We start from the raw sequence: 24,057 nt of genomic DNA, 5'->3' as shown, positions 1-24,057 counted from the left end.
CCTTGGGGGCGAAGAAAAACGATAAGAATATAAGGAGCCAAGTATGAAGATTAAACCTTTGTTGGCCGTCGGCGTATTACTGGCAAGCCATCCTCTGTTAGCCAAAGACCACAAGGTCGAGATCGAATTCGACGTCGACCAATCCGGCCCGCTGATTCACAAAGATATTTACGGCCAATTTGCCGAGCACTTGGGGCGCGGTATCTACGAAGGCGTTTGGGTCGGAGAGGATTCCGACATCCCCAATACCCGCGGTTTTCGTAACGATGTGCTAAATGCTCTGCGCGACATTAAAGTACCATTGGTGCGCTGGCCCGGCGGCTGCTTTGCCGACGAATATCACTGGCGTGAAGGCATCGGCCCGCGCAATGAGCGCCCGGTTAAAGTCAATACTCACTGGGGTGGGGTAGAAGAGCCCAACACCTTTGGCACCCACGAGTTTTTTGAATTCGTCGAGCTGCTCGGTGCCGATGCCTATGTCAACGGCAACCTGGGCAGTGGCAGCGTGCGGGACATGGCCGAGTGGATGGAGTACATGACCGGCGAAAAGGGCTCAACCCTTGCCGAAGAGCGCCGTAAAAATGGCCGTGAAGAACCCTTTGAAATTGCTTACTTTGGTGTGGGTAACGAAGCCTGGGGGTGCGGCGGCAACATGCGTCCCGAGTACTACTCAGATTTATACCGTCAGTACTCGACCTTCCTGAAAGCGCCTAAAGGTAATATGCCCAAGTTGGTGGCCAGTGGCGGTCACAGTGAAGACACCAGCTGGACTGATGTGCTGAGTAAAAACATCGAACAAAAAATCGATGGTATCAGCTACCACTATTACACCTTGCCCAACAGCGATTGGGACAACAAAGGTCGCGCGATTAAATTTAGTGAAGACGACTGGTTTAACACCATGACCCGCACCTACAAAATCGATGACTATATTCGCGCTAATTTGGCCAAGCTGGAAGAAAACGATCCAGAGGGTGATATTAAATTTTACGTAGACGAGTGGGGCACCTGGTACGACCCGGAGCCCGAGCGCGACCCGGGCTTTTTGTATCAACAAAACACCTTGCGCGATGCCGTAGTAGCGGCGGTGAATTTTAATATTTTCCACGAGCACGCCGAGCGGGTCACCATGACCAATATCGCGCAAATGGTTAATGTCCTGCAGGCCATGATTCTGACTGATAAAGAAAAAATGGTTCTGACGCCGACTTACCATGCGTACGGCATGTACAAAGTGTTCCAAAACGCTACCTCTATTCCGTTCGACATTGATTCGCCCGAATACCAAAAAGGCGATGAAAGTGTCCCAGCGGTCACCGCATCGGTCGCGCGCGGCGAAGATGGCAAGCTGTATCTCGCGCTGGTGAACATGGATCCGGAAAATGCGGCCGGGATTGAGCTGGATATCGACGGCGTTAAGGCCAAGCGCGCCGTTGGGCAAATGCTAACGGCTGACGCTATGGACGCCCGCAATACGTTTGATAAACCCGATGTTTTGCATCCGGTGGCCTTCTCTGCCGACTTAGATGAGCTGGAAATTCCGGCAAAGTCTGTGGTGGTGGTTGAGTTGCAATAACGACCGGCCTCTGCGGGTAGCCTTTGGATTGCCCGCGCTCACAAAAGCCCACACAGCGCTTAGTTGTGTGGGCTTTTTTATGTGCCTTTTGCCGACTTGGGCTTGGCCGGGTTGGTGTTGAGGGGCTGGTGCTGAGGGGCTGGTGTTGAGGAGTAAGTTGCGAGGTTTAATACACACCGTTATGCTTAGCCCCCTAACCGTCCATATTTCAACGCTAGGGTAGCTACTTGCAAACCGATCAAGAACACACGAACGAGCCAACAATAACCACCACCGATACTTCTTACACTCTCGCCCCTCGCGCAGCACGATTGCTTGCCGTTATTATCGATACAGCGTTATCACTGTTAGTGGTTGTGCCGGTTACGGTGTATTTTGGTGTCTGGGACAACATGCTGGAGAACCCCGAGGCGGGCTCGACACTGCCATGGACGACTACTGCGCTGCTGGCTTTATTCGGTTGGGGGGTGTTTTTGGTGCTCCACGGCTGGCTGCTGTACAGTCGCGGGCAAACCATTGGTAAGCACTGTGTCGATATCGCGATTGTCACCCTAGATGGTAAAACGCCAGCCTTTGTCCCACTGCTGGCAAAGCGCTATTTTCTAGTCGCTTTAATTGGCGGTATTCCTTTTATTGGTGGGTTTCTGATGTTGGTTGATGTGTTGTTTATTTTCCGCTCAGACAAACGCTGCGTGCACGATTTAATTGCCGGAACGCGAGTGGTAAGCGTGGCAAGAGTGTCGGAATAAATACCTACCGAATAACACTGCTATTGTTGACATTGAAGGGCCTATGAAAATAATAACCTCGTTAAAATTAATAGCCTCTACCAGCCTGCTGCTTGTCTGTGTTAATTCAGCAGGCGCCGAAACCGTCGAGATAAAAACACCAACTCTAAACATCTCTAAGGCTGACTACCAACAGCAACTTTACGGCTTTTGGTTGGGACAATGCATTGCCAACTGGACCGGGTTGGTTACCGAGATGGACAAGGTTGGCAATATCGGTGATATTAAAACGGGTGACTTTTATACTCGCGATGATTGGGGTAAGCCTGATCAGCCCAGCATTTGGGGCCAGGGTGTACCAAGCGATTTATCGCCGACCATTGATTTTGTGTTTGAGGGGCCGGAAGGCATTTGGGGCTCTGACGATGATACAGACATCGAGTATATCTACCAGTATTTGTTGGCAGAGGAAGAAACCAGTCTATTGACAGCCGAGCAAATTCGAACTGGTTGGCTTACCCATATTTACCCCAGCACCGAGCCAACCCCATTTGGCAAAGACCCTGACGGAAACTACGAGAACTTTTTGTGGGTATCTAATCAGCGAGCCTACGATTTGATGGCGCAAGGAATGTTACCCCCTGATACCAGTTTACCCAGCAATAATGAACACTACGACATGATTGATGCGCAGCTAACTACCGAGATATTTGGTTTGTTTGCGCCCGCGCGGCCCGAGGTCGCGCTCACCATGGCGCACCTGCCGATTCGCACTACGGCCAGTGGTGCCGCCGCTGAAATTGCAGAGTTTTATGTCACGATGTATTCATTGGCGGCGGGTTTCTCCCTTGGCCAGCCCTCGGCTGAAGATACTCAGTGGTTAGCGCAGCAGGCCCGCGCACGGTTAACCGAGGGGGAGTATCCGGCCGCCATGTACGATTTTGTCTGGCGCCAGTACCAAAGTGGTGCGAGCTGGGAAGCCACGCGTGATGCTGTTTATCGGCGCTATCAAGTTGATCAGGCAGATGGTTACGACATTACGTCAAGAGAGCTGTATTGCAACGGTTGTTTCGCCGCCGGAATTAATTTTGCGGCGAGCTTAATCAGTTGGTTTTACGGCGAGGGGGATTTTAGAAAGACGCTAAAAATTGCCGCTCTTACCGGGTGGGACTCAGACAACCCCGCCGCTACCTGGGGCGGATTACTCGGCTTTATGTTGGGGCGTGAGGGAATTGAAAGCACATTTAATCAGTCCTTTTCAGAGCGCTTTAATATTCACAGAACACGTCGTAACTTTCCCGCTGACGGCATCGATAACTTTAACTCGATGGCGCAAGTGGGCGTAAGTATTGTAGATCGTGCAGTGACGGAACTGATGGTGAGCGAGTCGGACGAAAGCCACTGGTTTGTTTCCAATCCGGTTGTGCGCTCAGAGTAAACCCATATTAAGCCCACCGAGGTTATCCCGGTGGACTTAACTCCTCTTTAATGTTTAGTTACTGACAAATATCGCCGGTGACATTAACAGTTTCGGCGCTGCCCGAGCCCTGAAAGCCAAAGCTAACCGATTGCCCTGGGTTGATGACGCTATTACGGCCAATATCGCTGGCGGTAAATGGTCCGCTGCCGCTAACGTCGGCTTCCCAGCTGTTTACGATGCTCACTGCATTGCTGTATTGCCACTGCACCTGCCAGCCATTCACGGCGGTATCGCCCTCGTTGGTGAGGGTGATGTTCGCGGTAAAGCCAGAGCCCCAGGCATTTTGCGTTTCATAGTCGCAGCTGACTTCGCCGCCACCTGCTGCACTTGATGAGCTGGATGACGTGCTAGCGTCGCTGCTGGATGATCCGCCGATAATACCGTAAGGCGCCGGTTGTGCCGCGCAGGTATTGGCGCCGACACAGCTTTGGTTGTCTTCATAGCCCCAGCCTTCATTGCTATTACTGCAAAGAGGCGTAGTTGTTCCGTACCAGTTACAGGCGGTGCCCGAGGGAGTCGAGCTGTCCGAGCTGCTACTGGATGAACTGCTTGAAGAGCTGGCCGTGCTGACTTGTAAAAAGGCACTGGTGTAATTGGCCGGAGATTCGGCATACACACGGTTGGCCGTGGCACTTTGGCTGGCAACCACGTCGCCTTCGGCATTTAACACGCCCACCTGCACATCGGTGTTCTCATCGTTAACCGCTTGCGCCAGGGCAAAAGGCCACTCGCTGGCACCGGCGTTAGTCGCATCCAGCACCAGTGCCTGCTCTGGTAAATACACATCGGTGCCGTTGCTTTCAACCAAGCGCAGGCTGACTTCATCACCTACCGCTAACGTTTGTGCGGTGTTACTGAGAGGACCTAAGTCCTCCCAGTTGGCACCGGCGGAGGGTAGGTGAACAATATCGATTGAGGTGGTACTGGTGGCGTCGTCGTTACTGACTTGCAGGTTTACCGTGACTGTTTGCTGCGCGTCGGGCTCGGTTAACGTTAATACCGTGCTGCTGCCGTTGCTGGCACTTAAACTGTAGAGCGAATCGTTATCGGCGTTAAGGCTCCAGCTGTAGCTTAGATTGTCGCCCTGAGACCCTGAAGCATCAAAACTAATGCTGCCGGCACCGGCAAATGTGCCGCCATCGGGGGTGGCGGTAATATCCGCAACAACGGGGATGGGGCCTGTGTCGCCATCAAAACTTACGTCAACACAACCGTGAAAGCGCTCGTAGGTGTACTCGTTGCGGCCCCACTCGCCGTAAATAACGTGGCGTCCGGTGCGCTCTGGCACGTCGCAACTGGTATGAAACAGTGCGTTGCCTTTATCCGGCACAATATTGGGGTTGGCGTTGGGGTTGCTGTCGTCGTACTCCAGCACGCAAAAGGCCTGGCTTTCAAAGTCGTCCCAGGTTAATGGCTGGCCCACCTGAAATTCAAAACCGGGTTTGGTGATCCAGTAGCGAAACTCTTCGGTGTCATCAAAGTGCGGCCCCCAGGATATATCCCAGGTGATGGTTTGTTCGCCGGAGCTCATGGGGTTGGTGGGCCAATCGATGGCTTTGTCCCACGGGGTGGCGCCGCCCTGCCAGGTTTCGCTATCAAAGCCGCAGACGTTGTCCGGTAGCGGTGTTACCCCCGCGCGGCCGACATCGTGAGTAAGCACACTCATAAACGAGTAGCCGCTGGTAAAATCATCGGCAAACGCCTCGGCACAAGCGCTGCCGGGTTCGGCCGTGTCGGGCTTGGTGCTGGCACCGCAAAACCAGTTGCGCGCCGGAGGGTCGGACATTAAGCCGTGGCCTAGCGCGTTGCTGCTGGCAAGCAGAATTAAGGAGCTGAGAAGTAATTTGTTGCTACGCATAAAAAATCCTTCTAATGTTTTTAGTGTTGTATTAACCGCTGACTTGTCGTTTCTGTGTCGGCTAATACGCGGGCAATCATGCCGGTAAATTATCAGAACTCCTTTTCATTTTATTCCGGCCTGAATAGGCTCTCCTTGGTATCTTGTCGCCTAGTTTTATCGCTAAAGTCGCGCTAATGGCAGCGCTACCATTTTTGGGTAAAAATAATGGCGATGTTATCGATAAAGCTAGATGCGTCATTTTTTGTTTTTCCGTTACCTAACAATTGTTTTCTTGGCACTTATTTTGGTAAAAAATAAGTGCCCGAAATTTCTTTATGAACTTGCAAGAAAATGAATCGAAACGGCCGACAAATTCCAGCTGTTTTTAATCGCTACCATTGATTAGTGTGATTGGCCTTGTAATTCAATGTCTGCTCGTTGGAAACGAGAACCGACGCACGTGATAGGATTAATTTGGCTTCAAAATCATTGCGTGAAAAATTAGGTTAATTATTTTTATTTATTTTTTTGCGCCACAAAATTTTACGTAACCGACCATAAATACAGAATAATAAGCGCCAAAATTCATAGGCTTTAAACGTTTGTTGCCAGCGGCGGTTATCGGTTTTTGGCAGCGTTTGGTGGCGGTTTTGCACATCAAAAATGTGCCTTGACCTTATGCGCAACAAGTGGTTCTATTAAGTGGATTTTTGCGACGGAGAGGAAGTGTGAAAAACTGCAGCCATTGCCATGCGCCACTCAGTTTTGGCGATGTGGTCAAGTCGGTAAATCCGACCCGCATTAGGTGTTCTAACTGTAAAGCTAAAACACCGGTTAAGCTGCTGCCGGTAGTGGTGCTTGTTGTGCTGACATCGCTGGTATCGGTTGCGGTGGTGGTGGCAACGATAGCAAACACCCTGGTAATGCTGGTCGCGCTCACAGCCGTTGCTTTGGGGGGCGAGTATGTTTACTACCGGCTTATGCGGGCGGGATATTTAGAGTAAAAGTGCCTCAAGCCTCAGTTGCCGTTGGCAAAGAAGCGGCCGAGTGCCGGCCCCGCAGCGGCCACTATGAGCAGAAGCCCCGCAACCAATAAAAACGCCGACGTCAGCCCGGTGAGATAAGCGACAAAGCCAATCATCGCCGGCCCCACTAAAATGCCGGCGTAGCCGATTGTGGTAAGCGCGGGCACGGCTAGGGACTCAGGCATAGTCGTCTGTTTGCCTACCAGCGAATACATAATAGGTGCGATATTGGCGCCGCCCAGCCCCACCAGCGCATAACCGAGCAGTGCGAGCGGCCAGCTTGGCGCTAGGGCCGCCAGTGTTAGTCCCAAGGCGGCCAAAGTGGCCCCGCCGACCAATACCGTTATTAACCCTGCGCGACCAATAATCCAATCTCCGCTCAATCGAGCTGTCGTCATGGTAACGGCAAAGGCCACGTAACCAAGCCCCGACTGTGCGGTTGCCATCTGTTGCTGTTGTGTTAAATATACGGCGCTCCAGTCGAGCATTCCTCCTTCGACTAAAAAAGCAATAAAACACAGTGCGCCAAGCGCAAGTACGATGCCCCGAGGAAGGGCTAATAACGGGCCTTCTTGTGAAGCGTCGGTATGGTTTAATAAGTAGCGCCAGGTAAACGCTAGTGCTAAAAGGATGCCCAGTACCACGATGGATACGGCGTGCAGAGGGGAAAGGTTTAGGCTTAATAGACTGCTCACCCCAAGAGCGCCAGCGATACCGCCAGCACTAAAGAGGCCGTGAAATCCTGACATTAATGGTCGGCCAGAGGCCTTTTCCACCGTCACCGCTTGAATATTGGCAACGCAGTCGGCAGTGCCGAGTGCGGCGCCAAAAAAGAATAGCGTAGCGGCCAGAACCCACGTCAATTCTGAGCTGGCGAGTATCGGTAAGGCAGCGCACAATACGATCGCTGCCGTGCCAAATACGGCGCGGCAGCCGTACCGCGCACTAACGACACCCGATAGCGGCATGGCGATCAGTGAGCCAATACCAAGGCATAGCAGTAACAGCCCTAGCTGAGCTTCGTTGAGTGAGGCGCGAGACTGCGCGTAGGGCACCAGCGGCGCCCAGGCCGCAAACGAGCTTCCGGCGATGAAGAAGGCGGCGCGGGTGGCGTGTTGTGCCTGAGCGCTGGCTGGGTGTGGGGACATAAATACTCTGTCTGGTTGCTGGGCTTACAGCATACCTAAAGTTTTTACGTTATGACGAAAGGGTACGACAAATAGTGTAAATGACCACTATTTGAGCGTATACTGCAATCCGTTAAAGAGGCCTAAGAACCTTTAGGTGTTAAGCGGCACACTATAAAGATGCCGTAGCACGCAACAGTAAAATCAACGGCTGCCCTGTCGTTCAATCACATGAAGCATACTCAAACACTAATAAACCAGTGAGTCGTGCTCTATGTTTCGCAAACGTTTCTTGACCCCTGTGTTGGGGGTAAAACTGCTGCTTGTTGCAGCGTCGGCGGTGGTTATTTTAAGCTGCTATCACAGTGATACTCCTCCTTCTCTCGATACGTCACCCTATCGCTCAGTGTTTGGCGATCATGTCTTGGTGTTTGACGACACCATGGATCAGCGAGCCATTCAAAATACCCTCGATGCGCTACATCACCAACAAAAGCACAATGAGTTTGGCGCGGAGCGCTACGCACTGCTGTTTAAACCGGGCCAGTATGAGTTAAACGTCACCGTGGATTACTACGTTCAGGCGCTGGGCCTTGGCCGGGTGCCGGGGGATGTAAGCATCAACGGAACCGTGCAGTCGATTGCGTCGACCGAAGGCAATAAAGTCACCACTATGTTCTGGCGCGGCGCGGAGAATTTTAAGGTAAAGCCGCATCACGGCAACACCTTATTGTGGGCGGTATCTCAAGCCTCACCTTACCGGCGTATGCACGTCGAGGGCAGCGTTAACTTTGATAAGGGCAGCTGGGCCAGTGGCGGCGTGTTGGCCAACTCGGTGATTGAAGGCCGGGCCGGGCTTACCACCGGGCAGCAGTGGTTTACCCGCAACTCGGAGATCGGCCGCTGGGCCGGGGGCAACTGGAACCGGGTGTTTGTTGGGGTTAAGGGGGCGCCGGTGGATCAGTGGCCGGAAGAGCCCACCACCATTATCGAACAAACCCCTGTCGTGCGTGAAAAGCCGTTTTTGACGCTGGATAACGGCGGTGCGTATGCGGTGTTTGTACCGGCGGTTACCCGCAATACCGCGGGTGTTAGCTGGCGCGGCGAGTCAGAAGCTGGGGAGTTAATTCCCTTAACGGACTTTTATGTGGCGCGGCCCGATTCCGATACGGCTGACAGCCTGAATCAAGCCCTGGCGGCGGGTAAACATCTACTGCTTACGCCGGGTATTTACTCGCTGAATCGTGCTCTTAACGTCACTCAGCCAAACACGGTTGTGTTGGGGCTTGGTTTACCCACCTTGGTGCCGCAGCAGGGCGATGCCGCTTTGACGGTGGCCGACGTTGATGGTATTAAACTGGCCGGATTTATGGTGGACGCAGGCCCGGTTAATTCTCCGGTGCTGATTGATGTGGGCCGACAACGTGCGACGCAAACCGCAGGTGTTAACCATGCGGCTAACCCCACCAGCCTGCACGATGTGTACTGCCGGGTGGGTGGCGCGATCGTGGGGCAGGCTGACATTTGCTTGCGGATTAACAGTGACGATGTATTGGTGGACCACGTATGGTTGTGGCGCGCCGACCACGGCACCGGTGCCGAGTGGGAGGTGAATAAAAGCCGCAACGGTTTAGTGGTTAACGGCGATGACGTGACCATTTACGGTTTGTTTAACGAGCACTTTCAGGGCTATCAAACCCTGTGGAACGGTGAGCGCGGCCGCACCTATTTCTATCAGTCCGAGATCCCCTACAAGCCACCGAGCATCGATGCCTGGAACGATAACGGCAAGGCCGGGTTTGCCTCATACAAAGTGGCCGATCATGTGCAAACTCACAATGGTTGGGGCTTTGGTATTTACAGCTTTTTTCGCGGTGAACCCACGGTCAGCAATAATGTGCGGTTAGAAAATTCGATGGAGGTGCCCAATAACCCGGGAATCTCTATTAGCCATATTGCTAACTTCGCTGGTTTAAATGGCGGTATTAATCATGTGATTAACGGTATGGGGCCAGCCACCGAAGTGGGTGAATTAAATTTGTTCTCGGGTTTTGAGGGCGGTGTGGAGCAGGCGGAATAACGGATTTACCCGGATTAATAAGGGGGAGCGATTGCTCCCCCTTTTTTGTTTTACTGAATGTTCAGATCAAACCCTTGCTGGATAAAGTTGGTGTCTGGGTAAGCCACATTGCTGGTGATTAAATTATTAAAGGTGGCGCTACCGTTACCTGTGTAGGTGTAAATCGCCGCCCCTAAGTGTTTACCCGAGAACCGAGAGTCAACCTCGCCGTCAAGGCCGGTACCGTCGATAGTGATATCGTTAAACACGACGTTTTCAAAACCGCCGCCGTAACCCATTTGAATGGCGTCGCGCTGGGTGTCGTAGATATCGATATTGGATACGGTTAGGTTGCGAATCGGATCAACCGAGGCTTCTAGGTCAATCGCACCGCGCTCGCCGCCCCAGGTATCCAAGCTGGTACCACTGCGGATAATCGTGCTGTCAGAGAATACGATGCCAGTGTTATTTTGAAAGTGATAACCTGGGAAGATCGTGTTCATCCTGAAACCCGATGACCCCACACCGTCGACAATTAAATTGTAAGTGGCTTGGTGACCGCTGCCGCCAAAGAAAGCTATGCCCGCGGCGCGCCAGTTAAACTCGATGGTGTTGTGGGTAAAGGTGTTGTTGACACCGGCCGGTGCACCATTGACGTTACTGGTCCAAACCGCGAGGCCATCGTCACCATTGTTGCGAATGCTGCTATTGCGCACGGTAGAGTTGCTAGTGCCTTGGGCAAAGTTAATGCCGTCGGCTAAGTTGTTGCGCACGCGGCTGTGTTCAATCAACAGGTTGTCGGCAGTTATGGCCGGTGTATGAGCGTAGTCAGCCACCCAAAAACCGCACTCGAAGTGCTCGACCCAAACGTTATGCACTGTAGAGTTGGTGCCAAAATTATCCATAAAAGCTTTATAAACTGCCTGTTGGTTATAGCGCGAACGTAGCATCGAGTTCATATACACGTGGCTAAAATCCAGTTGCCCCACAACCCGAAAAGAGATGCCGCCCGAGGCCGAGTTAGGGTTGGTAAACTGAATGTTGGTGTGCCAAATGCCCGAACCCATAATGGTTAAGTCGTCAATTCCGTTGCCGACATCGCCGATAACCCACATGTTGTCTAATTCAAACGTACCAGGTGGGATGTACAGCGATTGACCGTTGGCAACCGCGGCATCCACGGCTTGGTTAAACGCCGCCAAATCGTCTATGCCATCGTTGGCTATTGCGCCAAAGTCGGTAACGGCGACGGCGTTGCCCGGGCGAGAAATCGGCGAGGGCACACTTTCTATCTCTAAAAAGTCGACGCCGTATTCGAGATTGTCGCTGTTGGATTTCTCGATGCGAATCACATCGCCCGCTTGCAGCGGCGTTGCCAGCTTCCAGTGAGTTTCGTCAAAGCGGAACAGCGGGTTGCCGCCGCCGGGGGCATCTGAGGGGTGACCACCACCCACGGCGAAGTACTGGTAGTTATAGTAGGAAGTTAACGGCACAGTTTGCGCTTTAGTGCCATTAACGTAAACGTCCAGTGAGCCATCTAGCCCCATACCGTCGCTTGAGTCGGGCATGGTAAAGCGCATGGTAACGCCCGCGCCGCCTTCGTCGTTGCGTATTGTCCACTCGGCGTAAGAACCACTGCTAGGCAGCGCGATATACGCTTGGCCCGATGCCTCGGAGGCGGTTTTTAGCTGATCGAACATGGGCGCGGTTTTTAAAATGGCCCCGCCACCGTAGTTAGCACTTTGGGTATCGTAGCGATCGTACGGCATATTAGCGCCGTGCTCATCGTTAGGCTCTGGGTGATCGGGGTTAGTATCACTGCCTTCCTCAAGTGTCGTGGCGGTAATAGCACCGCTGGTGTTGGATGCGCCAAACTCGTTGTAAGCACGCACGCTGTAGCTGTAGCTGGTTTCCGGAGTTAGCTCGGTGTCTTGGTAAAACGTGGAAGTTATGTCCGCGACCACCGCACCATCGCGCAATAACCCGTAACCATCGGCTTGGCTTGAAGCCTCCCAACTTAAGAATATAGCGGTAGACGATTCACCGGTCACATTTAGGTTGCCCGGTGTGCCAGGCGGAACTGGGTCAGGGTAGCCATTAACTTCAAACTCAGAGATTTGCGCCGCCGGCCATCCGGTGTTGGCCGTTACCTGCAGTCGTACATAACGTGCGGTGGTCTCGTTAAAGCTAATGGTAGCGGTGTTGTTTGAGGTCGGGTTAAAAGTCGCCCCCGTTTGACCGGCAATGTTCGTAAAATTAGTGCCGTCGTCACTGCCCAGTACCGTGACCGTTTGCGTGCGGGTTTCCCACGCGGCATCGTCGGGTAGTTTTAGAGTGACTTGGTTAACGTAATGGGTGCTGCCAAGATCCACGGTTAACTGCTGCGGAAAACTATTGCTGGCGCTTTCCCAGTAGGTGCTTTGGTTGCCGTCCACTGCGTTGGCATCTGTGTGATAGGCATCCGCTGATGAGGCGCTAACGGGCTTGCCGTCGGCAACATTACTGCCTGTGGGCGTGGTTCCGGTGTCGCTGGTTGTGGTGCTAACGCTTACGCTGGCCGCCGAGGTGCCATCGTTGTTGTAGGCGCGTACCTGGTAATCGTAGCTGGTGTTAGCGCTCAGGTTGGTGTCTTGGTAATAAGTATCGCTGGTCGATGCAATCACACTGCCGCCGCGCAAAATATCGTAACCGTCGGCATTGGCCGAGCTGTTCCAGCTCAGGCTGACCGATGAGCTGGTAACGGCACCAACACTTAACCCTTGTGGCGTTGTTGGCAAACTTACGTCGGAGCCTGAATCAAACTCTAGCCAGTTGATGTTAAATAGGCCGCCTGCGTCTGAACCGTTAAACACTAGGTATAAGTCGTGAACGCCCTCGGCGTAAACGTTGGCAGTTTCGGTTACCCAGTTTTGCCAGCCACCGGTGTAGCTGGCATTGATGGAGCCGATCAGCTCGCCCGTCGGACTGTCTAAGTGCAGCGCCATGGTGCCGCCTGAGTGATCGCTGGCAAGGCGGGCGCTCACCTGGTAGGCGCCAGTGCCAAAGTCAACGTCTTCAAACATCAGCCAGTCGCCGTTATCAATCCAGCCGACGTTGGCGCCGCCACCAGTGTCGCTAGTCCCTTCAGTCTGCACGCCGCTCATATTGTCAAACGATTCAGCCTCTATGCGGCTGAAGGCGCTGCGTGGTTCGGTACTGGTGACTGAACCAAAAACTTCAAACTCTGAGACTTGCGCCGCGGGCCACTCGCTGTTGCCGGTCACTTGCAAGCGAATAAAGCGTGCATCAGTATCGGGAAAGTCAATGCTGACGTGATTTAAGTTAGCGGGATCAAACAGGTAATCGCTGTTACTTGCTACGGGAGTGAAGTTGCTGCCGTCACTACTGGCCAACACTGCCATACTTTGCGTGCGGCTGCCCCAAAAGTCCGGTAGTTTTAGAACGATTTGTTCAACCGTATTGCTGCTTCCTAAGTCGACCGTTAGATTTTGTGGAAAAGCGCTGTTCTGACTCTCCCAGTAACTGTTGCTGTTGCCATCATTAGCATTAGCGGCGCCGTACACGTCGTTGATGCTGGTGGCGCTGATGTTTTTGCCTTGCGCTAAATTGGTTTGCGCCAGTGCCTGTACCGATACCATACACGGAATGCTTAGTACCCCGGCCACTAGCCCGGCTTTACTGAGTGGGTGTAACCATTTTGGTTTAAATGTCGTCATTATCTAGCCTCTCTTATTAGCTTTATATGTGCTCTAACTTTCAAAAAAGCAGTCGTTTTACACTCATAAGCAACGTTACGCCGCGCTGAGTGACTTGCTTTTCGATGGCGGCCATCCGTGCCGTTCGACACTCCGGTACGACTCGCTGTGTCGGTGCGACTTGAAATATGCTGTGTTTAATACTGAACCGGCTCGGCGTTTATTGGGGGTTCTGCGCAACGATCTTAAATCGCAATGGTTATGACGAATTACATGAGCCGTTCAACCAATGTTGTTATTGTGCTTAATGTGTAATGAGAACGATGACGAGATTTAATAGCAGGGTTTTTAGAGTGTCTATAGCGATTGGTGACGTCGGGCCATGAAAACGTTTTCGCAGCATGAAATCGTTTTCGAGCTGTGACCGATGGGAATGACAAGATTATTTTTTACTACGATTTTAATTATCTGATTTTTTCTAGATAGTAACCCGTAGGTTTACAATGAGAGGCGTTTGTGCGTGCTGGTCGATGGGGTTTCGCATCGACCTGCACGCGACGTTGCTCTTTAAAGCCAATAAAAATAAGGGGGGGACAAATTTCTACGCGAGCCTAATTTTCTCGCGTGCGGTGTTAATCCTCGTTTAGCGATAAACTTGCTACCGTGTGCGATACCTTTTTTGCGCTAACATTAATGTCGTGGATAACCTCCGCGACCTGCACATTGAGCGCGCTTCCCTCGCCAACAGAGTGCGACACTGAGTTTATCTGGGTGGTAATGGTTTGCGTTAGCCCTTGATTTTGTTTCACGACTTGTGCGATTTCCTGGGTTGATTGCGATGTGCGCGCGGCCAGTTGCCTTACCTCATCGGCGACCACCGCAAAGCCCCGGCCGGAGTCCCCCGCGCGGGCCGCCTCAATGGCGGCATTTAGCGCAAGTAGGTTGGTTTGCTCGGCGATACCACTAATGGTCGAGACGATAGCGGTAATGTGCGACGACTGCTCGTTGAGCTTATCTATTAACGTCACCGCGTCTTCTACATGCTGATTGATGGAGGCAAAGTTATTCACCGCTTGCTCGAGCATTTTAGTGCCTTTAACGGCTGTGTCAGCGGTTTGCAGAGCTGAATCATGTGCGACGTGAGCGGCGGCCGACACTTGTTTGGCGTGCTCAACCCGGGCACTGATGTCGGCGGCAAACTTAACCACCTTATAAACGTTACCCTTGTCGTCCATAATGGGGTTGTAGGTGGCCTCTAGCCACAGTGTGTTGCCCGAGGCGCTGCGGCGCTCAAACCGGCCCGATTTGAAGCCGCCCTGGGATAGCTCGCGCCAAAAATTAGGCCGCTCGTGGTAGAAGTCTTTGGTGCAAAATATTTTGTGGTGTTTGCCTTGTATGTCTTCTAAACGGTAGCCGACGGTACGTAAAAAATTATCGTTGGCGGTAAGGATGGTGCCATGTGGGCTAAATTCTATGACCGCCATAGAGCGGTTTAAGGCCGTGGTAATATCGGCCTGAGCATTTAATCGTAAGTGTTCTCGGGTGACGTCAGTGGCTATTTTTGCGATTTTGTGAATCTGACCATCGCGAGAGATCGGAAAGTAAGTGGCCTCCAACCATATTTGCTCGCCGCTTGCTGTGACGCGAGCGAAAGTACCACTGATGCTTTTTCCTGCCGCTAAGTCTCGCCAAAAGTCTTGGTACTCGCGGCTGTCGGCATAGCTCGAGCTACAGAAAAGACGGTGGTGCTTGCCGACGATACCGCTTAAGGCATAACCGGTCGTGTTTAAAAAGAGCTCGTTAGCATCGAGTACTGTACCCTGAGGTGAAAACTCGATGTAGGCCATATGATCTCTGATTGAGCTAACAATAGCGTTGGCCGCGTTCGCACTGTGTTGTAGCTCGCTCACTTGCCGTTTAAGAGCATTGTTAAACATATTGGGGTGTCTCCTGAAAGACTGCAGCGGTACACCGGCTGCCTGTTCTAGTATCCCCTTACGTACGTGAAGAATGATGTTTTAGATGCCATTATTTGGGTAAAGAAGCGTAATGGGGCTGATGGCAAAACCAGGCGATTACACCGAATAACGCTAAGCGGCGAGTGCGGCATTTTTAAGGTGGACTCAAGAGGTTGCTCCCGGCGCTGATACAAGACGCCTGCGCATTGGCTGGCGCTGCCAGTACACCAAAGAGCGCCAAAGCCACTCCAGTGGCCCAAAGCGGTAGTAGCGTAGCCACCATTGGCTACCGATTAATTGTAGGGCCCAAATGAGTAAAACGACGCTGTAGACTTCGACGCGCGATAGCTGACCATACCAGCCAAGGCCAAAACCATAAAATATAAATGCACAAATAATTGACTGGCTCACGTACAGCGTGAGTGCCATTTTGCCGCAAGAGGCTAAGTAACCTTGGGTTTTCTGAAGCCACCCTTGCTGATAAACCCAAAGTGCGAGTCCGACATAACCCAGAGTAAGTGGCACTCGGCCGAGATCGTAGTACAGGCCGAGGAATCCCCATTTCAAGACGGCAACGATACTGAACTCGTGACGAATCAGTGCGGCTAGCTCAAGCACGTTTATGCTAAGTCCAAGCCCGATGCCGCCGGCTGCGAGTCGTGCGTAAAAGCGCTGTGAGCGCTCTCCAGTTAGCACGCCGGCTTTAAGAAGCGCCATCCCGAGCAACATCATACCGAGCGCATCGAAGAAGCCGCCACGGTACAAAATCGTCGATTGGTAGGCGATTATGGTTGGCTTGAGCTCGGCGAAAACCGACAGGTAATCGCCGCGCAGTGCGTCGATCTGGCGTTGCACCTCGATCCTGTCGGGTTTGCGCCAGCGCTGAATGTCCGCCCAGTGCTCGAGCGCGCCCTGCTCTTTTTGGCTTAGCTCGTGCCCGCTGCTTAAGCGCAGCTCGGCGGCCTGGGCCTCGCGTTCGGTGGTGCTGGCATCCACGACTTTAATAATGCTGCGGGGTATCAGTGTGGCCAGTAACAGCACGCCGATAACCATTAACCAGCGCGCTCGCATTTTTCGCGCTGGGTACAAAAACATGCCGGCTAATGCGTACCAATATAAAACATCGCCAAACCATAAAAGCAGCCACGCGTGAATAATGCCGAATAAAAATAACCAGACCATACGCCGGTAATAAAGGTCGGCCATATTCTGCGGCGCCGTAGAGCGGCGCCAGTCGCCAGTCAGTAATAGCACGCTGGCACCAAACAGCAGTGAAAACAGCCCGCGCATGGTGCCTTCAAAAAACAAATGCGTCATCCCAAAAGCGGTTAAGTTCCACCCCTGGTAGCCACCGTAAACACTGGGGTCTATGTAGGCGCGCGGCAAACTAAAACTGACGATATTAAGCAGCAGTATGCCTAGCACCGCGATACCCCGCAGGGTGTCGATCGCTTGAATGCGCTGTGGCGCGTTGCCTGCGGCGGCACTGATTACGCCTCGCATAAACGCCCGGCACGCGCACGGCGAATTTGTTGGCAATCTTCGGCGATAACGGCTTGTGGGTCGTGCCCAAACCACTCGAGCGAGGCACTGTGGATTCGGTCTTGCGGCAGCATATTGATAAAGCTGGCAAAATCGTAGGCACCTTCAAATAATGGCACCATGCCCTCGCGGCTGCCGGCGGCGGAGTAAACATTGGCCGGGGCAAACACGGGCAGCTGTTGCCGCTGGCTAATGTTTTTAAAGTGTAGGTGGTGAATGTAGGGCGCCATCACGTGCCAGGCCTTGATGGGGTCTTCATGGGCCTCCCAGATATGCAGTACATCCAGGTTAACTTTTAGCGCCGGATGATTTACCGCCTCGATGAGATCCAGTGTGGATTGAATGGTATCGGCCTGAGTGTTGGGGTGAGTTTCGATGAGCAACTCACAACCCCGGTCGTGAGCTTGTTGGCAGTAATCGCGCAGGCGCGAGATCAATGCCTGTAGCTCCAGAGGGTTGGTCTCGGCACTGGCTTTGTGACCGGCAAAGGTGCGCAGTTTGTAGGAGTCCCAGTGATCGGCCAACTCGCATAACTGCGCCAACTTAGTTTGCCCGCCAGCGGCGCTGCCGGTAAAGGGTAGGTAATCGCTCAACATAGATACTTGCAGGTTCATCGCGTCCAGCCAGCGACCGTTTAGCGCCGGTTGGTTGCTGAGGCTGCGCGCGTGTGCGGCCCACAGTTCTATACCATCAAACCCTGCCCGGGCTGCAAAGGTAGCAAGCTCGGGTAGCGAGACTAAATGATGACGAAAACTAATGGTGCAAAGGGATAAGTGCATCATGGCAACGCCTCTTGCCGTTGTGGGGTTGTCAGGGTAGCTTGCCAGTCGTTATAGGCCTCTAACACGGCCGCTTTGATACGATTTTCACGGCGGTGTTGCTCATCAATCGCAGCGCTTAAGGCGGTGTAGTCGGTATCTTTTTCAGTCATCGACCATTTGTTTGCCAGGTAGAGCACCTGCTCGTAGCCTTTGGCCAGCGCTTCGATGACTACACACCAACTCTCAAACTCATCCATGGGGCGGCCAATGGCGCGGTAAAAATAGGCAAGCCCGTGCTCGTAGGCGTATTTACGGATGGCGAGTACCGGTAACTCGGATAACGCCTGCCCTAAGTGTGCGAGCGGCTCGGTGCCGGTGGCCGGGCGATGGGCGTCGATTACCCGCTCGACCGCCTGGGTTAAGACGTTGGTGCTTTGCATGCAGGCGGCAAAGTACGCGGTAACCTGCTCGGCTGCAGGCTCGTGTAAATCCCGTGTGTCTAGTGCGTAGCCGCCGGCGACGGCGGGAGATTCGATGGCGTAGAGTACTTTGCGGCGCTCCAGCTCGCCCTCCCAACGAAAGTCTGGATCCCACATCCAAACTTTATCGGGCTGCTGGCTGTTCTCAAGCAACACGTAATGGGGAAACGGATTTAACTCAAAGCGGTTCTCGCGCTCCGGTAAACGATACATATCGATCATGACCATCAGGTGGTCGCGTTCGCTGCGTTCGCTCATCAATGACTGTAAGCAGGCGATGTTGTGCGCTTTGCTTAGGGTGTTGTCGTACCACTGGGTGACATTTGCGCCGTACAGTGCGGCAAACCACTTAAAGAAAAAATCATGATCGACATCATCGGCGTGATAGCGCAGCCGCGATGCATCATCGATAAACACTTCGGCATCCCATACCCCAAAATACAGCGGTCGGTGGTCGATCTCTGCCTGTTTAATTGGATGGCATAAACAGCTCACTACACAGTGCACTTTTACGTCGAGCTCGGGTTCGCCCACGGACTGTTCGTTATCCGTGGTTAAGATGCGCTCCAGATCACCAAGAGTCTGTAGTGTCTCTGGGTTGAGTGCGTAATCGGGAATGGTAAAACCCGCTTCGGTTTCGAGCAGCACCAGCAGCTGCATTAACTCCACCGAGTCCAGGTTTAAGTCATAACTTAAGTGGGCCTCGCGAGTAAGCGCGTGTTGCGGCACGCGAGGTAAGTGTTGCGCCACGAGTTGTTCAAGCTGGGGCCAAAACTGGGGTTGTAATTCATCGCTCATGCGGGCGCTCCCTCGTCGTTATTGGTTCTGTCTGGTTGCTGCGCGGCCTGCTTAAAAAAACGTTGCGTGAGTTGCCGGCGGCTAATTTTTCCGTTGGCGAGACGCGGAATTTTATCGACCCGCTGAATCCAACTTGGCTTTTGGTGACTGGTAAGGTGTTGTCGGTAGAGCTCGCGCAGTTGCTCGTCTGTTAGGGCGGTAGTGGCCGTATAAATAGCGGCGACCCGTTCGCCGGCCAGTGGGTCGGGCATGCTGAACACCACTGCCTCGGCAATGGTTGGGTGCATCGTGAGTGCGCTTTCTACCTCTTGGGGGTAAACGTTGAAACCGGCCGTGATGATGGTGTCGTCAATACGGCCACAAAAATGCAGGTGCGGGTTATCGGTTGAATCTACGTAACCGGCGTCGCCGGTATGAATGTCGCGTCCGTTCTGGCGCACAATCACCTCGGTGGGGGCGGCGGGATTACGGCTTGTTACTAATTGGCAGTGGCCCAATGCCCGGCCCATAACGCGGGCACTTTCGGGCTGGTAGGCAAGGGCGACACAGCCGGCCTCTGAGCAGCCGTACTGCTGCCAAACATGCCGGGCTTTATTTTGTAACACGGCAAAATCTTGCTCGGGCGTCACCGCGCCCGAGGTCATTACGCCGTACAAAGGCTGCGCGTCGCGCCAGAGCATTAATAGGGTTTTAATAAATACCGGTGAGCTGTACAGCAAGGGTTTGGAATACTGCTGCAGCGTGCGTAGCAAGTGCTTGGGGTTCCAGCCGGTAATGATGTGTGGTGTCGCGCCGCGCGCCATGCTCGCCAGCAGGCCACAAATAAATCCGTAGGAATGAGTGACTGAGCAGGCCACCACGGGAACTACGTCGGGTTGCAGCTGAATAGTTTGGTTGTAATGCTCAATCTCGATGTCAATATCAGCCCAGCGGCGTTCAATTTGTTTGGGCGCGCCGGTGGTGCCGGAGCTAAATTGTATCAAGGTGCCGCCCGGCATTGTGCTTGGCTCGAGCGTTTGCAATTGCTCGGCGTATTGCCAGACAAGGGCGTCGCATCCAAAAGCAGTGGCTTTCTCTAAGGCAACAGTATGAGGTGTGTCGGGGTGAATCGGCGCGACCGATAAACCTCGCTTGCGACAATAAAGTGCGATAGCCAGCCACTCGAAGGTGTCCTGGGTACACACAGCAATACGGCGGCAGGTTTTTAGGGCGGCGATAGCGTCAAGTATTGTCCAGCGGTGCTGGACGGCGGTTTGATCATAGGGTTTATCATCGAGGTAAAACAGCATCGGGCACCTCTTGGGTAATAGATTGGCCGTTATCTTGCGATAAGGGGTTAAACACACGGTGGTGATATTCTTGTCCGTCGGCGCACAGTTTTTTACGCAGCAGTGATTCGACGTTAATCATTGGCGCTTGATAGCCGAGTTGATCCAGCCGCTCTGTGTTGCAATGGCCCGCTTCTCGGTAACGCGCCAGACAGTCGCTCACCATCGCCCAAAACCGGGCTTCGTTTAAGCCGTAATGCTCGTCTAATAACAGTGCAAGCTCGGATAAATGAAAAACAAATAAGGTATCCATGGCTAGCTCGCGCAGCGCCTCAATGTTTTTCATCCAATAATATTCATCGGGTTTGGCGTGGGCGTAACGCGCCTGTTGTGCAAAATCTGGCGCGGTGTCGGGGTTGGCTAAAAACGCATCGACATACTCGACGCTCTCATGAAAGTCGCGCGCGGCTAAGCGCGCAGGCCAACCGTTTTGATGCAATAAGATGGTGTTTTGCCCGTGCGCCTCAAGGCCAATACCGTGGTGCGCCAGCAGGTGCCAAACCGGGAAAATTAACGTATCGAGTAGCTGGGTTAGCCATGGGGTTAAACCGTAGCCTTGTACCCACGGGTCAATAAAAGGTTTACCGTCTTGTTCGATCAGGGCGAGCGCCATCAGTGGCACGGCTGCTTCGTTCGGTTTTTGGTGCCTGGCGATGCTCTCGCGCCACAGTGCCCCAAGCTGACAGATAGCCGGATCGTGGTTTGCAAACAGTTCAGTTTCTTTAACCCGAATCCCGGCGTATTCGCGCAGTATGACCAGCGGATACTGCTGAAAAAAACTATCTTGCTCTACGGTGGCAGCAAGCCATTGCGACAGCGCCGGGCCTGATTCTATGCCGTGGCTCAGCAAGTGCCTGGGGGCGGATGTGTTGATAATATTCAAGGGCAACTTAATATCAGCTTTAGCGGGCTGCTGCCGGTTAATGAGGGTTCGCACAGACTGGCTGGCCCAGTAGTCGTCACCGGGTTGGCCCAAGTCAACAATGGCCGCGCCGGTTTTGCGAAAGGGCTCGACTAAGCATTGTTGCCACTGCCAGGGATGCACAGGTACAAAGGTAACCGCGTGTGGATCTACCCCTCGCGCTCGGGCGCGCGCTTGCAGTGTGGCAAAGCCGGTAGCGCCCAGCTCGGCGTGATAAAAGTCGTTACGGCGTTCGGCCTCCCCTGAACACACGACGTAACCGTTGGGAATGGCAAGCCAGTGAAGAGTAATCGGCGATGCGGACTCTGGACTAAAGCGGCGGTGATCCTCTTCGCTAAAACCGATACGCGCTTTAAAGCACGGGTGGTAGGGGTGGCCTTCGGTCATCGCCATTTCGAGCTCAGCAAACGCTAAACCTCGCCGGCACAAAGGCTGTGTTGGGTTATGCTGTGAGTTCCAGTCGCACCAGCGGCGGGTTTGACTCAGCTCTTGCGCAAACCGGGTGCGGGCCTCGAGCTCCGCCGGCAGTGCGTCCAATAGTTGCTCGAGTAAGTGTTCCGCACTGGTTGAGGTACTTGTGCGTTGGACTCGAGTTAAGCCGCCAAGGTCCAACCGTACCCGTGCGAAACCACGTACCCGGCCCCGGCAGCGATAGTCGGTATTGTGCAGACTAAAATACACAGTGCCCCACCGTTCAGTTTTACCGGGCACGTAAATGTAATCCACCAGCCCTTCAAACAGCGCCGCCTCTAGCGCCTGCCGAACAATACGTTGCGCGTTGCTTTCACGGATTTTTGATAATCCGCCTTTGAGGGGGGAGCTGAGCTCCTTGTGAGCTTGAGGTGTGGTTAATGCCTCGTGCGTTTTACTCTTGATGTTATTGGGTTGCGCTTTTGCTGCCTCAAACATAAGCGCTCTCCCTGACTGTCTCATCGAGCGGCATCGCCGCGCACAGAGGGTTGGTAATATCGCTGTAGGCGGCCAGCTCTAAATCGGCCTCGAGTTCGTCAATGTCCTCCACCCGTGTGAGTAGGTTGGCTTTTGCCGGTAACAGTGGTTGAGTTAACCAGGTTTCTACTAACAATTTTCCGCTGCCGGTTAATACCTTGCATAACCCGGTTAGCTTTTGTTGCAGGATATTAATGAGCTCGTCTTCACTGATAATACCGTCGGCACCTAAACGATAAATAACGGCAAATAGTTGATTGATTAACAGATAATATCCAAAGCGATCATTGATGGCTGCGGTGGCATAAAATAATTCGCTATCGTGGTCAAGCTTTGGTTGCCATTTTAGCAACTGCGGCTTTCGTGCCTCGTCGAGATAAAAGCCCTGATTGTCGCGGTAATAATAAGTTTTGGGGTAGCCATCGGCTAAACGCAGCAAGCTATTTTGTTGATGTGCTTCAAGCGCGATGCCGTACTGATCGTATAGTCGAATACAAGGCTCGATAGCGCATTGCCAATAGGCGTCAAACCAATCTACTGCTACCGCGCGGGCAGGGCGCTGCTCTTGCGTGGCGCAGCGGTAAATAATCTCGCTAAGAAGCGTGTGTGCTTGATCTGGGTGCCAGGTGTCTTGCACTAACGCCGCCATACAGTAAACGTGGCGCCCCGACTGTGCGCCAAAGGGGTTGTCGCGCAATATGGTTTCAAACCCGGTTTCGGAAAGCTCCGGGTGTCGCAACGTTAAATATGCGGGGTCACTAATTAACTGAAATTGTTTAAACCGTTGGCTAAAGCCTAAGCGCTCAATAAGATCCGCCATTAACACGCCGGCGCGCAGCTCGTGGGTTTTATTTTGACGTAATGAGTTAGTGATTTTGACCGGTAACGAAACCTTATACATCCAGGGGGTGTGACGCTGATACACCGAGCGCACCGATGAGGTAGCCGTAAACACTTGCCCCCGTGGGCCTAAATAACGTAACTCATCGGCGGCTATCCACTGCTGCACATGCGAGCGAGTCAGCAGCCATTGTGCTTGCAGCGGGTGCGCTGGCAGCAGTACCTCATTGTAGGTCAGTGCTATGGTGTCAGAGGTACCGCCAAAGGCATCGATAATTAAATCTTCAGCGCTTTTTAATCGCAGGGAATCTTGTTCAACGAGTTTTCGGTCGGCGACAAAATAGTGCATTTGAAATTCACCCTGCAACTCCGGGGTGACCATTTCATGTTGCCAATCTAAAATTCCCTGACGGCTTTTGGGGGTAGGGTGCAACCAGTGACCTAGCAGTAAACTTTGCTCGGCACTGATAAAATCATCGCAGCTTTGGTACGGCAGCTGCCAGCGAGCGTCTAAATAGCGGATGGTGTTTTGTAGGCTGTCTGTTAAGCGGTGGGTTAACTCCAGCTGGCGGTGTTTTAGCCCGTGGCTCTGGTTCCGCTCGTAAAATAACTCTTTCACCAATAAGAGCAATGTGCTCCAGAATCCTTCCTGTTTATAGCCGGCCGCTGTCTCTGGCATTGGTAAAAATACCGCGCTGATGTGGTGGCGGCCTACGCGCGAACGGTAGGGTACGGCCAGTAGTAGCGTTATCTTTTGCCTCGGTAAGCGCAGCTGTAACAAGGGGGCGCTGGGCGTTAATGCCGCTTGGATAGATGGGGTATCTGGGCTGACCCACTGGCCCGGATCAACCTCGCGCAGGTAGCAATTTATAAATGCCTGAAAGGTCGTGTGTTCTGCAAGCTGTCGTGCGCAATCGGCCATAGCAAAGTCCCCGTTATGATTCCTTTAAG

The 24,057-nt window shown here is 53.1% G+C and carries 15 protein-coding genes; 5 read left to right on the top strand and 10 right to left on the bottom strand.

Going from position 1 to position 24,057, the window contains the following annotated elements; translation table 11 throughout:
* Positions 1-43 precede the first annotated feature (43 nt).
* The 3 genes from SD69_RS16795 to SD69_RS16785 all read left to right on the top strand — a co-directional run bounded on the left by SD69_RS16795 (position 44) and on the right by SD69_RS16785 (position 3,742).
* Positions 44-1,576 carry an alpha-N-arabinofuranosidase gene (locus SD69_RS16795; protein ID WP_041524125.1) on the top strand — a complete coding sequence of 511 codons (1,533 nt, stop codon included), beginning with the start codon at positions 44-46 and terminating at the stop codon, positions 1,574-1,576.
* A gap of 227 nt (positions 1,577-1,803) precedes the next feature.
* Entirely contained in the window at positions 1,804-2,325 is a 522-nt protein-coding gene (locus SD69_RS16790; protein ID WP_052481305.1) for an RDD family protein, read from the top strand.
* Between the two features lie 43 nt (positions 2,326-2,368).
* Positions 2,369-3,742 (top strand): ADP-ribosylglycohydrolase family protein, encoded by a 1,374-nt coding sequence (locus tag SD69_RS16785; RefSeq protein ID WP_041524124.1) that lies wholly within the window; start codon positions 2,369-2,371, stop codon positions 3,740-3,742.
* A 58-nt stretch (positions 3,743-3,800) separates the two neighbouring features.
* On the opposite strand, the gene SD69_RS18270 is transcribed toward SD69_RS16785, so the two are convergent.
* The gene (locus tag SD69_RS18270; RefSeq protein ID WP_052481304.1) at positions 3,801-5,642 is read right to left on the bottom strand and encodes a lytic polysaccharide monooxygenase; all 1,842 of its coding nucleotides are present in this window, start codon (positions 5,640-5,642) and stop codon (positions 3,801-3,803) included.
* A 710-nt stretch (positions 5,643-6,352) separates the two neighbouring features.
* On the opposite strand from SD69_RS18270, the gene SD69_RS16775 reads away from it, so the two are divergent.
* Complete coding sequence (locus tag SD69_RS16775) at positions 6,353-6,628, top strand: hypothetical protein (protein WP_041524123.1); 276 nt, start codon at positions 6,353-6,355, stop codon at positions 6,626-6,628.
* A gap of 14 nt (positions 6,629-6,642) precedes the next feature.
* Here the strand turns inward: SD69_RS16775 and SD69_RS16770 are convergent, their stop codons facing one another.
* Complete coding sequence (locus SD69_RS16770) at positions 6,643-7,797, bottom strand: MFS transporter (RefSeq protein ID WP_041524122.1); 1,155 nt, start codon at positions 7,795-7,797, stop codon at positions 6,643-6,645.
* A 253-nt stretch (positions 7,798-8,050) separates the two neighbouring features.
* Between SD69_RS16770 and SD69_RS16765 the strand changes: the two genes are divergently transcribed.
* Positions 8,051-9,856, top strand: coding sequence for a hypothetical protein (locus SD69_RS16765; RefSeq protein WP_041524121.1), 1,806 nt, complete (start codon positions 8,051-8,053; stop codon positions 9,854-9,856).
* 50 nt (positions 9,857-9,906) lie between these two features.
* Here the strand turns inward: SD69_RS16765 and SD69_RS16760 are convergent, their stop codons facing one another.
* The 8 genes from SD69_RS16760 to SD69_RS16725 all read right to left on the bottom strand — a co-directional run bounded on the left by SD69_RS16760 (position 9,907) and on the right by SD69_RS16725 (position 24,028).
* A complete protein-coding gene (locus SD69_RS16760) occupies positions 9,907-13,551 on the bottom strand; it encodes a discoidin domain-containing protein (RefSeq protein ID WP_052481303.1) in 3,645 nt (1,214 codons plus the stop codon).
* A 611-nt stretch (positions 13,552-14,162) separates the two neighbouring features.
* A complete protein-coding gene (locus SD69_RS19150) occupies positions 14,163-15,467 on the bottom strand; it encodes a methyl-accepting chemotaxis protein (RefSeq protein WP_041524120.1) in 1,305 nt (434 codons plus the stop codon).
* 186 nt (positions 15,468-15,653) lie between these two features.
* Complete coding sequence (locus SD69_RS16750; protein ID WP_052481302.1) at positions 15,654-16,991, bottom strand: DUF418 domain-containing protein; 1,338 nt, start codon at positions 16,989-16,991, stop codon at positions 15,654-15,656.
* Positions 16,979-17,812, bottom strand: coding sequence for a sugar phosphate isomerase/epimerase family protein (locus SD69_RS16745; RefSeq protein WP_198144121.1), 834 nt, complete (start codon positions 17,810-17,812; stop codon positions 16,979-16,981). Before SD69_RS16745 ends, SD69_RS16750 begins: the two co-directional genes overlap by 13 nt.
* Positions 17,809-19,068: a DUF6005 family protein gene (locus SD69_RS16740; RefSeq protein ID WP_052481301.1), complete on the bottom strand. Its 1,260-nt coding sequence runs from the start codon at positions 19,066-19,068 to the stop codon at positions 17,809-17,811. The genes SD69_RS16745 and SD69_RS16740 overlap by 4 nt, the downstream gene beginning before the upstream one ends.
* Positions 19,065-20,357, bottom strand: a complete 1,293-nt coding sequence (locus SD69_RS16735) for an AMP-binding protein (protein WP_052481300.1) — start codon at positions 20,355-20,357, stop codon at positions 19,065-19,067. Before SD69_RS16735 ends, SD69_RS16740 begins: the two co-directional genes overlap by 4 nt.
* Positions 20,338-22,227: an IucA/IucC family protein gene (locus SD69_RS16730; RefSeq protein ID WP_052481299.1), complete on the bottom strand. Its 1,890-nt coding sequence runs from the start codon at positions 22,225-22,227 to the stop codon at positions 20,338-20,340. Before SD69_RS16730 ends, SD69_RS16735 begins: the two co-directional genes overlap by 20 nt.
* A complete protein-coding gene (locus SD69_RS16725) occupies positions 22,220-24,028 on the bottom strand; it encodes an IucA/IucC family protein (RefSeq protein ID WP_041524119.1) in 1,809 nt (602 codons plus the stop codon). Before SD69_RS16725 ends, SD69_RS16730 begins: the two co-directional genes overlap by 8 nt.
* Positions 24,029-24,057: the final 29 nt, after the last annotated feature.

The sequence above is a fragment of the Gilvimarinus agarilyticus genome (assembly GCF_000832015.1).
Classification (GTDB): Bacteria; Pseudomonadota; Gammaproteobacteria; order Pseudomonadales; family Cellvibrionaceae; genus Gilvimarinus; species Gilvimarinus agarilyticus.
Note: the sequence above shows the minus strand (reverse complement) of the source record. Positions and strands in the feature narration are given on the sequence as shown.

Excerpts from the sequence above, each read along its gene's own strand:
- SD69_RS16795 (WP_041524125.1), top strand. The coding sequence starts at position 44 with ATGAAGATTAAACCTTTGTTGGCCGTCGGCGTATTACTGGCAAGCCAT.
- SD69_RS16785 (WP_041524124.1), top strand. The coding sequence starts at position 2,369 with ATGAAAATAATAACCTCGTTAAAATTAATAGCCTCTACCAGCCTGCTG.
- SD69_RS18270 (WP_052481304.1), bottom strand. The coding sequence starts at position 5,642 with ATGCGTAGCAACAAATTACTTCTCAGCTCCTTAATTCTGCTTGCCAGC.
- SD69_RS16770 (WP_041524122.1), bottom strand. The coding sequence starts at position 7,797 with ATGTCCCCACACCCAGCCAGCGCTCAGGCACAACACGCCACCCGCGCC.
- SD69_RS16765 (WP_041524121.1), top strand. The coding sequence starts at position 8,051 with ATGTTTCGCAAACGTTTCTTGACCCCTGTGTTGGGGGTAAAACTGCTG.
- SD69_RS16760 (WP_052481303.1), bottom strand. The coding sequence starts at position 13,551 with ATGACGACATTTAAACCAAAATGGTTACACCCACTCAGTAAAGCCGGG.
- SD69_RS19150 (WP_041524120.1), bottom strand. The coding sequence starts at position 15,467 with ATGTTTAACAATGCTCTTAAACGGCAAGTGAGCGAGCTACAACACAGT.
- SD69_RS16750 (WP_052481302.1), bottom strand. The coding sequence starts at position 16,991 with ATGCGAGGCGTAATCAGTGCCGCCGCAGGCAACGCGCCACAGCGCATT.
- SD69_RS16745 (WP_198144121.1), bottom strand. The coding sequence starts at position 17,812 with ATGATGCACTTATCCCTTTGCACCATTAGTTTTCGTCATCATTTAGTC.
- SD69_RS16740 (WP_052481301.1), bottom strand. The coding sequence starts at position 19,068 with ATGAGCGATGAATTACAACCCCAGTTTTGGCCCCAGCTTGAACAACTC.
- SD69_RS16735 (WP_052481300.1), bottom strand. The coding sequence starts at position 20,357 with ATGCTGTTTTACCTCGATGATAAACCCTATGATCAAACCGCCGTCCAG.
- SD69_RS16730 (WP_052481299.1), bottom strand. The coding sequence starts at position 22,227 with ATGTTTGAGGCAGCAAAAGCGCAACCCAATAACATCAAGAGTAAAACG.
- SD69_RS16725 (WP_041524119.1), bottom strand. The coding sequence starts at position 24,028 with ATGGCCGATTGCGCACGACAGCTTGCAGAACACACGACCTTTCAGGCA.